Source organism: Trichormus sp. NMC-1 (assembly GCF_001858025.1).
GTDB lineage: Bacteria > Cyanobacteriota > Cyanobacteriia > Cyanobacteriales > Nostocaceae > Anabaena.
In genome coordinates this window covers 81,428-95,438 of record NZ_LZQD01000004.1, presented here as the reverse complement: position 1 = coordinate 95,438, position 14,011 = coordinate 81,428, and the positions used below count along the sequence as shown (strand labels likewise).

The window sequence follows — 14,011 nt, the reverse complement described above, 5'->3', positions numbered from 1 at the left end:
AGGTGTATTTTATGCTGTACCTTATTCAAGGTTCTAGCAGGGAATAGGTTTTCAATCAGCTTGTGTTCAAACCATATCTAAATTCAATATAAAAAATCAAAAGTGAAAACCAACAAATTAATTAACCAAATAGACGAATCTATATTAGAGCTTCTGCAAATAAGTCCAGAGAAGATTAATATGATAATTTTCCCTGATTGGAAACAACCAGAAGAGTCACTGTTACTAGAATTAGAACAAACTATTAAATCTGTAGTAAATCATCCTGATAGTCATCAAATAACATTGCTGATAGATACAAATGGTAGTGACATCGAAGAAGCCAATTTATTTTTATCTGCTGTGGCTATGAATTTACTCATAGGAGAAAATTTTGACATCACTACTGAATGCGAAATTTCTCTACTAGAAGATTTAAATGAACATGAAAGAGAGAGACTAAGCAATTTTATTTATGCTCAAATTATTCTACAACATCAAAATCTACAAGCACTAGCATTGTTTGGTATAGAGAAAATCCCAGCCTATGAGGTAGAGAATTTTAATAATATTCCCCTGAGTAAATTGATTTTTAATTTAAGTAATAGATTATTTCAAGAAGGGAAATGGCAAGCAGCTAGTCAACAATACCAAATACTTATACAAATGTATTCGGTAAATGCGGAAGTTTATTTGCATTTAAGTCAATGCTATAGAAATTTGAACCTACTAGATCAATATTTTCAAACACTCGCAGCCGGAATCAAAATTCATAATACTGATCCTCGGTTACATTTTTCATTAATTATAGACTTGCGGCTGAATGGACTTAATCAAGAAGCAATTGCAAGCGCAGAGAATGCTTGTCAATTATTACCTGATGATTATACATTTCAAATTCTTAAATATTTAACAGTCCCGACAATCTACAACAACCAAGAAGAAATTAAATTTTATCGCCAGAGATATACGCAAGGACTAGAAAAGTTAATTCAGAAAACATCTTTAAAAACTCCCGAAGAACGAAGTAATGCTTTAGCTGGTATAGGGAGATTAACTAACTTTTACCTATCCTATCAAGCGCAAAATGATGTGGATTTACAACGCCAATATGGACAGCTAGTACATGAAATCATGGCGGCTAACTTTCCCCAATGGGTTGTACCTTTATCTATGCCAAAACTTCAGACGCAAGAAAAAATCCGCATTGGTTATGCTTCTAATTATTTACATTCTTATAGCGGTACACTGTGGTTAACTGGTTGGTTGCGTTACTGTGATCATCAAAATTTTGAAATTTACTGTTACTATACAGGTAATCAGCCAGATTCAATTACTCAACAATTTAAAGAACATAGCGACTTTTTCTATCATATTCCTCATAACTTACCAGCAGTTTGTGAACAAATAATTGCCGATAAACTACACATTTTAGTTTATCCAGAAATTGGCATGGACGCGCCAACTATGCAAATGGCAGGTTTACGACTTGCACCAGTGCAGTGTGTAGCTTGGGGACATCCTGTAACAACGGGTTTACCAACTATTGATTATTTTTTATCTAGCGAGTTAATGGAAGGGGAAAATGCTCAAGAACATTACTCAGAAAAGTTAATTCTCTTACCTAATATTGGTGTTGCTTATCCTCAACCTTATATTCCCCCAGTTATTAAAACTCGTTCAGATTATGGTTTAAATGATGACGATATAATTTATTTATGTTGTCAAGCGCCTTTTAAATATTTACCACAATACGATTTTATATTGGCAGAAATTGCTAGTCGCATTCCCCAAGCCAAATTTGTATTTTTACGTGGTACTGTATTAAAGCCCCGATTGCAACGTGCTTTTGCTGCGGTAGGGTTAAATAGTGAAGATTACTGTGTCCATCTTAATATTCCAGAACGGCTAGATTATCTGATGATTAACTTATTATCAGACGTTTATCTTGACACATTTACCTGGTCTGGTGGTAATACTAGTTTAGAAGCCATTGCTTGCAATCTTCCTATTGTTACTTGTCCTGGGGAATTTATGCGTGGTCGTCACACAGATAGTTTCCTGAAACTTTTAGGAGTGACAGATACTATTGCTAAAAATGAAGCAGAATATATCGAAATCGCTGTAAAATTAGGATTAGATTCTGCATGGCGAAATAGCATTGTAGAAAGAATGAGTCAGAATCAAGATCGTGTTTTTGATGATAAAACTTGCGTGTTAGGTTTAGAAGCATTTTATAAACAGGTTGTGGAAGAGAAATCAGCTTCAATCTCTTAGTATAAAATTAACTACAAAAAATTTGCAGCCATTTCTTCAGCCCAATAAGCATAATCTTTATTGTAAAGACTGGTCATTTATTTTTACCTCATGAATGTTTTTCAGAATACCAATTATCATCTAATAACTGTTCTAAAGAATAGGGACAATTATCAGGAAATAGGTTTGATGATAATCCTGTTTTTGTACTGACAATTTTAACAGCAACATTATAAATATGTTCTAACTCTTGAATTAGCTTATTTTTTAATGTCGTGGTTAAGCTGTTGTTTAAATCATATCTAAAAGCAATTATTTCACCCTGCCAATGACGATAATTGCGTTCATACTCTTCCTGCCAATATTCTAACAATAAAATATGAATAATAATCTGTTTTAAAAGACTTCTAACTTTATTTAAATCATTTCTTCCCAAACTTTCTAATTCCTCAATTAAATTATCTAAATCTAAATTTTCTAAGTTTTTGGTTTTTAGAAGTTTAATGGTTTCTTCTAACCAGAGATAATCATCAATTTCATACAGTTGTTGTAGTTGGTTTTGTGTGATATTTATCATAATCAAAATCCTTTTCGGTTAGAATGGGTCATCTGTCAGGATCTCATAGAGTGATGCCTACAACCTTAAACTAAACCCTTTGGTTAAAGATTAACATAATTTCAGGATTTCAACTATCAATGTACTTTAACCACATTTGTTGATAGGCTTTCTCCATTTCACGAGTAAACTGTTTACCATTCCACAGCGGTGCAGTTTGACGTGACTTTAATAATTTCCAGTGAATTTCTTTTCTCAAATCAGCATCTTTACCTAAACGCACACCCCACTCTATATACTCTTCATCACTCCAAGCAATACCTTCACTGATACCCGCATTCACCATCATTGTATAACTATTGCGGGCTGAAAATTGCTCTCCCACTTTCGTGACTAAAGGGACACCCACCCATAAAGTTTCCATTGTTGTCGTTGCACCATTATAGGGATAGGTATCTAACACCACATCAGCAATCATTAAATTAGCACGATGAATTGAGGATGAGGGGACTTTTTCTAAAAAGCGTAATCTCTCTTTACTGACTCCTTCTTCCTCCGCAATTTGTTCAAAAAACTCTCTAACTACACTGACATCTTTATTAATATCTTTGATTAAAAAATAACTATTTGGTACTTGTTTGAGGATTTTCATTTGTAAACGCACATTTTCAGGATTGCGTTTATAACCAGATTGAGCGCTAAAATAAATTACTGCATTATCAGGAATTTCTAAATTTTTCCTGGTTAAAGTTGGTATACCAATTTCAAAACCATCAACCCCTAGATAGGCATTTGGTAAACGCCAAATTTTTTCACTGTAATATTCTTGGGCATATTCTGGTAAAACATAATTATCAGCAATATAATAATCAATAGCAGGGATTCCCGAACCATCCCAACCTAACCATGTTGCTTGAATTGGGGCTGGTTTTAATGCTATTGCTTCACAGCTAATATCCGCAGTCATACTATCAAGATCAATTAAAATATCAATTTCATCTTGATGAATTTGTTCAGCAATTTCTATTCCATCTCTTCCTAATTTTCTGACATGATCTGATTTTTCCTCATACCAATCTTGGAGAAAATCATGAACATGAGAACGGTAAGTAGCAAAATAAGTATATATTTCAAACTCTTCTCTATTATGATGTTGATATAGCCATCTGGCTAACCAACCTACTGAATGTTCTCGTAAACAATGGGAAAGATAACCTATTTTTAGTTTTTTCTTCGATGCTTTTATTCTTTGAGAATTAGCGAGAGAGTAACGGTTATATTGTTCTTGGGCATAAAATTGAATGCTGGTTTGACATAATTTGACAATCTCATTATGTAAAAAGCGATTTTGTCGAGCCGCATCACGCAGATAGGGCAGATAATATGTACAATTCAGTAAACGGTAAATCTTATTCCTCCCTAAATTTGGTTGTTCTGTAATTAGTTTATTTAAATAACTTTCATATTCTTGAATAATGGGAATAGCTTCATACCAACGTCCACCAGAACGTAATAAACCCTGTAATACCATGATATTAGCATTGATTAAATCAGTGGTATTAGTTGCTAAATCATGAATTTTTTTAGAAAGATTAATTCCTTGGTCAAAATTACCAACTTCATAATAAAAAGTTGCTAAGTGACTGAGGACTTCTGAGATAACATCTGGATCTGGATAATTAATTTTTAAAGCTAATTCAGCATATTTAATTGCTAAGTTAAACTTGTGTCCTGCGTAAGCTGCTTCTGTAGCAGTTAACATGACACAGTGAGTCAGTTGTAAGGGATCTAAATAGAAAATACACGCTTCAGGAAAATCTAATATCCAAAGTTCAAACCATAATAGTTTGAGAGTTTTTTTGAGGACAGAAAATAACAATTCTCTATCTATTTCTTCAGGTTCAGAATTTAAAACTTCAATAATGCCTAATTCCTGAAAGCTATCTTGAGTCAGATTTTCTAAATCTAAAGATAACTTGATTAGTTCTAAAATATTATTAACTTCACCAGGATAAATTTCTCGAATATGTTGACGAATAACCCAAGCAAGTTGATATTGTGTTAATTCTTCTTGTCTTCCTGCTTCTGTTTGTAATACTTTAACTAATTCATAGGTCCACTGTTCAATTTGTTCTTCTTCCCCTTCAAAAATTGCTAACATCCAAGTAGTTTGTGCTTCTGCTTCTTTACCTTGTAAAAGTAAGGATAATCCTAAATACCAGTGATATTCTTTAACTTCTGGTTGATGATTAATTAATTCTTGATAAAGTTCTAATGCTTGAAAATACTCACCTTGCTGGAAAGTTTTCAAGGCTTGTTGTGCTAGAGATTGGAGATTATTCATAATTGTTAAAACAACAATAATAAAATAAAAAGTAGGTAAAATAATTACCTACCTTTACATTAGTTACATGAAATTATCTGTGTCATACCATTAGAAACTTGATAGTTTTCAACGCCATCTCATAAACTATCTTATTCAATTGCCTTAGCGTTATTTTGACATATTGGTGATACATCGTCAACTGCTGCTACAATCTTATAATCAGTGGCCTTAAATGCACCAGCATCTTTTGTCTGACATAGAACTGCTGTTGTTGTAGTTGCACCACCAGATTGGATCAGGTCAGTTAACCCAGCAAATGCTCTTAAGTTAACCGAGTTAATTGGATCAGCAACGTTCATTACACCTACTAGATCAGTACCTACTAATGTAGCACCTGCTGCGTTTTTGACTTCATATTTATAGTTGGTGGTTTGAGTAGCAATACCTAAACCCAAATCTGCTTCATCACCAGTGAATTTTTGATTTTCTAGGTAGAAGGTTTGTTGACCACGGTTCATAGCACCAGCGTACTGTTTGCCTTCAGATTCACGTGCTTTGTTCGCTTGGTTCAAGAAGGAAGGTAGAGCAATAGCTGAGAGAATACCAATAATGATAATTACAACTAACAATTCAATCAGGGTAAAACCTTCGTTCTCTTTCTTTTTACCGAGGAGGTGTTGGATAAACTTGGCTTTCAATTCAGTTTTCATAGTAGTTTTCCTTGCTGGTGAAGTATCGTTTCCTTGTAAAAATAACTTACCCACTCTTGATCAATTTCATATCACCTCACTGAAAAACTTTTTTTACCAGATGGCATAAATAGACTAAAAAGCTTATTTATTAAGGCTTACAGCTATTTAGTATTTGGTGAAAAATCTCCAAGATACTTCTATCTCGTTCCCAGTCTCCGACTGGGAATGCTATTACAGAGGCTCTGCCTCTGTTTTCATAGAAGGCAGAGCCTTCTAGAATTCATTCCCATACAGAGTATGGGAACGAGAATACAGAGTATGGGAACGAGAATACAGAGTATGGGAACGAGAATACAGAGTATGGGAACGAGAATACAGAGTATGGGAACGAGAATACAGAGTATGGGAACGAGAATACAGAGTATGGGAACGAGAAAAAATTAAATATGCGTGATATGAAACCCTTGTAGAGACGTTCCATGGAACGTCTCTACATTCATTTCCGGAGATGTCTAAAGGATACATACCCGTTTGCACCTGAAATCGCTGACTACGGACTAGAATCAAGATTGACGCTCTAACATAATGCAATCAAAATCCTCTAGAACCTTTAGCAGCGTTTGTAATAGCTGAAAAACCTTAACTTTATCTGTAGGTTCTGCTGTCAGAGGATCAAGAGGTCTAAACTGTTGCCAATGCTCGACTAGGGACATCATGGGTAAAGGTTTGTCTAACAGAGGTAGCAAGCAAAGAGCCATTGAGCTATCTATATAGACAAATTCCTCTGTTAAAGCCAGATATTTACGGATAGGAAAAGTTTTGCCCTCGCTTATACAATCCCTAACGTTTGTTTTGAAGGTAGAGGTTTTTAACTGTGGATGCAGATGTACTATTGCATTTTCCCAGTTAGAATCAGTCCATTCGGAAAATGCTACAAAAGTATGTGCGGCTTGAGGATTACCACACCAAAAATCCAGTAATCTATGAATAGGATGGAGAAGTTCCAATAATTGTAACTGTTCTTCTATGGAAGCTTCCGGTAAGCTCATTCCTAGAAAAGCAGGTAAATTATCTGGTTCTTTGAATAAGTTCATCAAGTCCCATTGCCGCCAGTTCGTCATTTTGATAAACTCTAAATCAGCCGCTCTTAAAGCTGAAAAAATATCACTGATACTGTAACCCTTATCCCCTTGCAATAAATAATTCGCTAAAATAATCTCTTTTAGGTTTTCTCCTTCATAGAAAGCATTCCAAGTTGTAGCTTTGAGATTGACATTATCCTTCAAAGCTTTCATAGTATCTATCACAATATCTATTTCTAATTGTTCTGGGTTGTCATCCATCAAACCCATGATTTCAAAGATTTTTTGTGCGCGAAAATAAGGTAATCTTTGGATTGAGCTATGTAGGTTGGTGCGAATAATACCCTCTGGCTTCAATACAGCTTTCATTGCTTGCAAAGCCACAGCTATATCAGGGAAAAGATAGAGAACTTCATCACAATTAATATAATCAAATTGATAATTTAGCTTGGGTAAATCATATATTGACAAAACATGAAATTCAGCATTATCAAAACCATGATATTTTAATCGCTGCCGTGCAAGTTTAACTGACTCTTCTGATATATCAACACCGACAATTTTCGCCCCAGGATTTGCTTCTGCTAAAAGTAATGATTTAAAACCAGAACCACATCCAGCATCTAAAATTAATCTGTCTTTGGTGTCTAGAACTTTTTTGTTTCTCAGATAATAAGGGGTTATTAAGTTATGAAGATAAAGTGCATTAATATCATTTTTGGCAGATTTTTCAAGGGGATAATTAGGATATGGCAAACTATCAAATTGTTGACGAATTTTTGCCCATAAATCAGATGTTGAATTTGTCATATTAATGCCTCTTAATAGTCAGTTGATGATGATACTTTGAGGTACAAGAACCCCACCCCCAACCCCCTCCCCGCAAGCGATGAGGGGGCTATGATGTACCTTATAACAAAGGAATCTGCTGTATATCTAAAAACAGTATATGCCAATTGTAGAGCCATTGTATACAGAAAATTTTATTTGGGTGAGGTACACTTGTAGCGGGTGATGGTCACTCCACAAGAGTTTCACCACTAATATATATACATCATTTACTTGCGATTTGGTGTATCTATTAGACATCTCCGGTAAATATTGTAGAGACGTTCCATGGAACGTCTCTACAAGGGCTTTAGGTCACGCATATTTAAATTCGGTCGATGTTTAATTAATCGTTCCGCCTAAAAACCACCCCAACCCAGCCAAACCCAACAATAAAGGCATCAACCAATCACCCCAACGCACATATAAAGTCTGCGTTTGACGACGATAAATAGTTTCTGCGTGGGTTTCGTAGGTGTTATGTCCTGATTTCCACAAAGTTCTCCCATGAGGATCTACAAAAGCCGAGTATCCCGTATTTGTTGCTCTGACAGCCCATCTATCGGTTTCAATTGCCCGCATGATATCCTGGGCATGATGTTGATCTGACATTGCCGCTGTATAATGGGCATCGTTAGAGGCACTGAGAATAAATTGCCCACCCTGGAAAGCTTGACGACGGAAAATTTCTGGAAAGGCTGATTCGTAACAAATCCCCACAATTGCTCGTCCAAAGGGAGTATCAAAAACCTGATTTGGTAAACCAGCAACTTGATGTTCATCTAGTGGTGATAAACGTTGAATAATCGCGCCTAAAATTTGTTCAAAAGGAATATATTCACCTAGTGGGACTAACTTGGATTTGTCGTAGCGGCTGGTAATTTCCCCTTGAGCAGTGACAGTAAATAAACTGTTTGTATAGCTGTTTCCCCTTTCGCCAAAAGCACCTATCCAAGCAACTACACCTTTCTCTCTGACTGCTTTCAGGAAAGAAGTTTGTGGTAGATTGCGTTGAAAAAATGGTAACGCAGCTTCTGGAATAAGAACTCCATCGACACCTTGATTTGCTAATTTTAAATATCCTTCAGTATAACCTTCAATAGCTCGACGCAATCCTTCAGGACGCAGTTTTATTTCATTGGGAATATTACCTTGAATAATGCCGATTTTTAAATTTGTATTTGGGTTTTGGGTCAGAGGTTGATTATAAAAAACAAAACCAATAATATGAGAAATAATTAAAAGTGAGCAACCAACAACCAAATAAAGATTAACAAAACTTTTCCTTAAACTCCCTCCTTCCTTTGCGCCTTTGCGCCTACCCTTCGGGATCGCTAAGAGCGATTGCGTGAGCTTTTCATCATAAATCCAAGCTTCCGCAAGCAACCCATTAACAGCCACAATCACAGCCGTTACAGTGCTAGTCCCAGACAATTGACCCAAATGTAAAATTACCAGATTGTGCGGTGATTGGGTGTATGAAAGAGAACTCCACCACAAAGGACTGGCACTCCAAAGACTTTCTAACCCGCAGCATAAAGCCGTACCAACTAATACCCGCAGCCAGGGTTTTTGCTGATCTAGCTTTACCATCAAAGCCGCCCAAACTGAGACTAATATTCCTCCCCACAGGCTAATAAATGACCAGCAAAAAAGGGTGATTGCTAAACCAGGTAAAGCTGGAACACCCAACCAATCCATAGGATAAATACCAGTAATCCAGGATAGGGCTACTCCATGATATGCGATCGCCCAAATAAAGGCAGGGGGTAGGGAGGAAAGGGTATTTTTAGTATATTTAACAACTATCACCCACAATGGAGCTAGAGCGAACCAGGCTAGAAACCAAGCACCGACGGGGGCGACTGTCACCCCCATCAATAGCCCACTGATCAAGGATAAAGCGTAAAGGTGAAAGGATGAAAACGGCTTTTTTCCTAAATACTTCATCTTTATATCAGTCGTAATTTTTTTAACGCAGAGGAACGCGGAGGTAAGCGCAAAGTCACGCAGAGGTTTACTAAAGTGAATTTGCGTTGAATCCTCCTGTGTCTTCTTTACTCTGTTTCTTCTAGTTCGCCTGTATCACCAGTATCGGGAGGAACAATTGCTACTCCTGTAATTGCGTCATCTTCGTCTAAACGCTGCACTCTCACTCCGGTAGCAGAACGCGATTGGGTGGAAATTGCATTCACGGCTTGACGGATGATAATACCGCGATTTGTCACCATCATAATTTCTTCGTCGTTGTTGACAATTCGCAGGGTGGCTAATTTGTCTTTGGTTTTGCGGTTTTTGAATTTGGTAGCCCTTAAACCTTGTCCAGCCCGGTTTTGGAGGCGGAATTGTCCAACTGGTACGCGCTTTCCATATCCTCCCATTGTAATCACCAAAACCCAAGGGCCAGTACTGTTGTTATTGGCTACTTCTGCGGTTTCTTCGTTATTTTCGATATCTTCGTTATCTTCGATTTCGATGAGTTCTTCGGTTTCGACGATATCTTCGGTTTCGATGATTTCTTCAGTTTCGATGATTTCTTCAGTTTCTGTATTCAAAGTTTCCAGAATAGCCGCTGGAAGAATATCCATCCCTACTAATTCATCACCTTTTTTGAGTTTCATGGATTTTACCCCACGAGTCGCTCTACCGAGAGGGCGCAATTGTTCATGGGTACAGCGGAAGTGAATGGCCATTCCGTGACGGGAACCAATGATCACGCTATCTTCTACTCTAGCTCTCCGTACCCAACGCAGTTGATCGCCTTCTTCTAAGGATATGGCAATTAAACCGTTGGCGCGAATGTTACTAAATGCTGCCAATGCGGTTTTTTTGATGTTACCGCCTTTGGTGAGCATAACCAAATATTCATCATCCCTAAATTCGTCTACAGGTACGATGGAAGTGATTTTTTCCTCTTTGGGAATGGGTAACATTTGGACGATGGGTGTACCGCGACTGGTACGGGAACCAAGGGGTATTTGATAGGTTCTCAGAGAGTAGACGACTCCGCGATCGCTAAAGAATAAGACGCTATCATGGTCGCAGCAAGTTAAGAAATGCTCAATGGTATCATCATCTTTGACTTTAGCGCCGGCTTTGCCTCTGGTGGCACGGCTTTGGGCTTCAAAGGTATTAACGGGCATCCGTTTGATGTAACCTTGTTTGGTGAGAAGAATCAGGACTTTTTCATTAGCAATTAAGTCGAGATCATCTAAATCCCCTTCCGCGTGAGTAATAAGTGTGCGTCGGGGTGTGGCGAAACTAGTTTTGATTTGACTAACTTCGCTTTCAATGATTTCTAGCACCCGTTCCCGTCTATCCAAGATATCTTGTAAGTCGGCGATCTGGTTTTGTAATTCTTCGTGTTCTAGACGAATTTTATCTGCTTCTAGGGCTGTTAATCGCCGCAGTTGCATCTGTAAAATTGCATCAGCTTGGACTTCCGAAAGTCCGTAAGTTGTGATTAACTCACCTTTGGCTGTGGGTGCGTCGGGTGCATGACGAATCAAGATAATAATTGCATCCAATTGGGATAAAGCAATTAATAAACCCTGTAAAAGATGATCTCTTTCTTGTGCTTTCCGTAATTGATAACGGGTACGTCTGTTAATGGTTTCAATGCGGAAATCCAGAAATACTCTTAAGAACTCTTTGATGGTGAGGACTTGAGGTTCACCATTCACCAAGGCCAACATATTCGCGCCAAAGTTGGCTTGGAGTGGAGTTTGTTTGTAAAGGTTGTTGAGAACAACGCGGGGATAAGCATCGCGTTTTAATTCTATGACGATTCGCATTCCGTCGCGATCGCTCTCATCCCGAATATCTGCAATCCCTTCAATGCGTTTATCATTCACCAACTCGGCTATTTTTTCAATTAATGCCGCTTTGTTGGTTTGGTAAGGCAATTCTGTGATAATAATTGCTTCCCGTTCCGGCCTATTCCGTTGTTCAATAGTTTCAATATTGGCAACGCCGCGCATGGTGATCGAACCGCGCCCGGTGGTGTAAGCTTCTTTAATCGCCGCAGTTCCCAAAACCAGCGCCCCAGTGGGGAAATCTGGCCCGTGGATATACTGCATTAACTCAAGATCGGTGATTTCGGGTTTGTGAATTAATGCCACTAACCCATCGATCAATTCCCCTAAGTTGTGAGGAGGAATGTTTGTCGCCATCCCCACCGCAATCCCAGAAGAACCATTTAGCAGTAGTTGAGGGATACGTGATGGTAAAACTGTCGGTTCTTGTTGAGAACCATCGAAGTTATCGGCAAAGTCTACAGTTTCGGCTTCGATATCTTGCAGCAGGGCAGCACTAGTTAAGGCTTGTAAGCGACATTCTGTGTAACGCATTGCCGCCGGCGGATCATTATCTACGGAACCAAAGTTACCATGTCCGTTGATTAAGGGCGATCGCATCGAAAAATCCTGCGCCATTCGCACCAAGGCATCATACACCGCCGTGTCACCGTGGGGGTGAAATTTACCCAACACTTCCCCCACTACACGGGCGCATTTTCTAAACGGGCGATCGGGCAGCAAACCCAACTCGTGCATGGCATAGAGGATGCGACGATGCACAGGTTTAAGACCATCCCTTGCATCTGGCAGCGCCCGACCTACAATTACGCTCATGGCGTATTCCAGATAAGATCGCGACATTTCATTTCGCAAATCCGTCGGGATAATCCTCTCCTGTGAGGTTGTCATAACCTAAACAACTCCAAAAATTGTAGATTTTAGCCTTTGTACTTGACAAAACGCAAAATTATGTCAAATTAATCTTGAAAAATTGTCATATTTTGATATGATTCTAACATATATTCAGGTAATTTGTGGACAGAATGGCTAACAAAACAATAATAGATTAGCAACTCAAAATCAAAATATTATATCAATTGCAGTTACAGCAGAATTCAGGAGCCATGAGTCATATCGTCATTGGTGAAAGATTTATCATTAGTCCTGACGCTTCAGATAGGATGAAGCGGTGACGCAGGGAGTTTTTTGATCAACAATTAAGCCAACATGATATCAGAAGTGAAAGCCGCTTTATATTTGAAATTTGTTGATATTTTAGTTTTGATTTTTCAGTTTGTAATTCATTTAGTTGCAATCTGTGGTATTTTAAATTTTAAGTTAATTTTTTTGGCATTTTTATAACCACAAACTCATATCGCCCATGAGAATTAAAAATTGAACATTAAACATCAAAAAATCATGTTTTACAAGCTTTTTAGAGATTTTTAATATTTAGTTAATTTACGCCGTCTTACTTATGCTACAAATTATTTATTCTGATGAATTTTTAGAACATAAAACAGGACGCTATCATCCTGAAAAACCAGAACGCTTAACCGCGATTGTTAAAGCTTTAAAAGCTGCAAGTTTTACCGAACAAATTGAATGGCTATCCCCAACCACAAAACCCGGACAGATGTCTTGGATAGAAAAAGTCCATACTGCCAGATATATTAACAAACTTAAAGAAATTGCTGCCACAGGTGGTGGTTATTTGGATGGAGACACCCCAGTTTCCCCCCGCAGTTATGATATAGCGTTGTTGGCGGTGAGTGCTTGGTTGGATGGGATAGATGCTGTTTTAGCCACAGAAAATCCCGCATTTGTATTAGCGCGTCCACCGGGACATCATGCCGAAAGTGATGCAGGGATGGGGTTTTGTTTATTTTCTAATGCAGCCATTGCCTCTGTCTATGCCTTAGAAAAACCGGGAATTAACCGTGTTGCCATCTTAGACTGGGATGTACATCACGGTAATGGTACTCAAGCGATAGTAGAAACTCACCCACAAATTGCATATTGTTCTCTACATCAATACCCCGCCTATCCCGGTACTGGAAAAGCTTCCGAAAAAGGTTTTCATAATAATGTGTTAAATTTACCCATTCCTCCCGGTAGTGATATTACCGAATATCAACCTTTGTGGGAAAGCAAAATCATCCCATTTTTAAGCAATTTTCAGCCAGATTTACTAATTGTCAGTGCTGGTTATGATGCTAATGCTGATGATCCTTTAGCAAGTATGAATTTGCAGCCAGAAGATTATGGTTTATTCACAGAATATTGTTTAGGCTTAACTCGTAAAATCCTCTTTGGCTTAGAAGGCGGCTATGATTTACCAACACTTTCAGCATCAGTAATTGCCACCATTGAACCTTGTTTAAGTTAGGAGTTTTCTTTTTTATAACAGATTGCAGATCAATGAGACTTCGCCGTGAGCGTCAGCCGATAGCTTGCTTGGCGTAGCCATACGGTACAGAATCAAAATTGAAACC

The 14,011-nt window shown here is 37.9% G+C and carries 8 protein-coding genes; 2 read left to right on the top strand and 6 right to left on the bottom strand.

Annotated elements, in window-relative coordinates:
• The first annotated feature begins 102 nt into the window (after nt 1-102).
• Complete coding sequence (locus A9Y75_RS14175; RefSeq protein WP_236721409.1) at nt 103-2,256, top strand: glycosyl transferase family 1; 2,154 nt, start codon at nt 103-105, stop codon at nt 2,254-2,256.
• 88 nt (nt 2,257-2,344) lie between these two features.
• On the opposite strand, the gene A9Y75_RS14170 is transcribed toward A9Y75_RS14175, so the two are convergent.
• The 6 genes from A9Y75_RS14170 to gyrA all read right to left on the bottom strand — a co-directional run bounded on the left by A9Y75_RS14170 (nt 2,345) and on the right by gyrA (nt 12,425).
• Nucleotides 2,345-2,812 (bottom strand): DUF29 domain-containing protein, encoded by a 468-nt coding sequence (locus A9Y75_RS14170; RefSeq protein ID WP_071190210.1) that lies wholly within the window; start codon nt 2,810-2,812, stop codon nt 2,345-2,347.
• Between the two features lie 109 nt (nt 2,813-2,921).
• Nucleotides 2,922-5,135 carry an O-linked N-acetylglucosamine transferase, SPINDLY family protein gene (locus A9Y75_RS14165; protein WP_071190209.1) on the bottom strand — a complete coding sequence of 738 codons (2,214 nt, stop codon included), beginning with the start codon at nt 5,133-5,135 and terminating at the stop codon, nt 2,922-2,924.
• Between the two features lie 131 nt (nt 5,136-5,266).
• Nucleotides 5,267-5,827, bottom strand: coding sequence for a type IV pilin-like G/H family protein (locus A9Y75_RS14160; protein ID WP_071190566.1), 561 nt, complete (start codon nt 5,825-5,827; stop codon nt 5,267-5,269).
• A gap of 545 nt (nt 5,828-6,372) precedes the next feature.
• On the bottom strand, nt 6,373-7,701 hold the full coding sequence (locus A9Y75_RS14155; RefSeq protein ID WP_071190208.1) for a class I SAM-dependent methyltransferase: 1,329 nt from the start codon (nt 7,699-7,701) through the stop codon (nt 6,373-6,375).
• A gap of 360 nt (nt 7,702-8,061) precedes the next feature.
• Complete coding sequence (gene lnt / locus A9Y75_RS14150; protein WP_083389611.1) at nt 8,062-9,669, bottom strand: apolipoprotein N-acyltransferase; 1,608 nt, start codon at nt 9,667-9,669, stop codon at nt 8,062-8,064.
• A 107-nt stretch (nt 9,670-9,776) separates the two neighbouring features.
• Complete coding sequence (gyrA, locus tag A9Y75_RS14145; protein ID WP_071190206.1) at nt 9,777-12,425, bottom strand: DNA topoisomerase (ATP-hydrolyzing) subunit A; 2,649 nt, start codon at nt 12,423-12,425, stop codon at nt 9,777-9,779.
• Nucleotides 12,426-12,993: 568 nt separating this feature from the next.
• Between gyrA and A9Y75_RS14140 the strand changes: the two genes are divergently transcribed.
• Nucleotides 12,994-13,905, top strand: a complete 912-nt coding sequence (locus A9Y75_RS14140; protein WP_071190205.1) for a histone deacetylase — start codon at nt 12,994-12,996, stop codon at nt 13,903-13,905.
• Nucleotides 13,906-14,011 lie beyond the last annotated feature (106 nt).

What these genes read in the sequence shown, in the direction of transcription:
- A9Y75_RS14155 (WP_071190208.1), bottom strand. Translation starts at nt 7,701, where the DNA reads ATGACAAATTCAACATCTGATTTATGGGCAAAAATTCGTCAACAATTT.
- A9Y75_RS14165 (WP_071190209.1), bottom strand. Translation starts at nt 5,135, where the DNA reads ATGAATAATCTCCAATCTCTAGCACAACAAGCCTTGAAAACTTTCCAG.
- A9Y75_RS14170 (WP_071190210.1), bottom strand. Translation starts at nt 2,812, where the DNA reads ATGATAAATATCACACAAAACCAACTACAACAACTGTATGAAATTGAT.
- A9Y75_RS14140 (WP_071190205.1), top strand. Translation starts at nt 12,994, where the DNA reads ATGCTACAAATTATTTATTCTGATGAATTTTTAGAACATAAAACAGGA.
- gyrA (WP_071190206.1), bottom strand. Translation starts at nt 12,425, where the DNA reads ATGACAACCTCACAGGAGAGGATTATCCCGACGGATTTGCGAAATGAA.
- lnt (WP_083389611.1), bottom strand. Translation starts at nt 9,669, where the DNA reads ATGAAGTATTTAGGAAAAAAGCCGTTTTCATCCTTTCACCTTTACGCT.
- A9Y75_RS14160 (WP_071190566.1), bottom strand. Translation starts at nt 5,827, where the DNA reads ATGAAAACTGAATTGAAAGCCAAGTTTATCCAACACCTCCTCGGTAAA.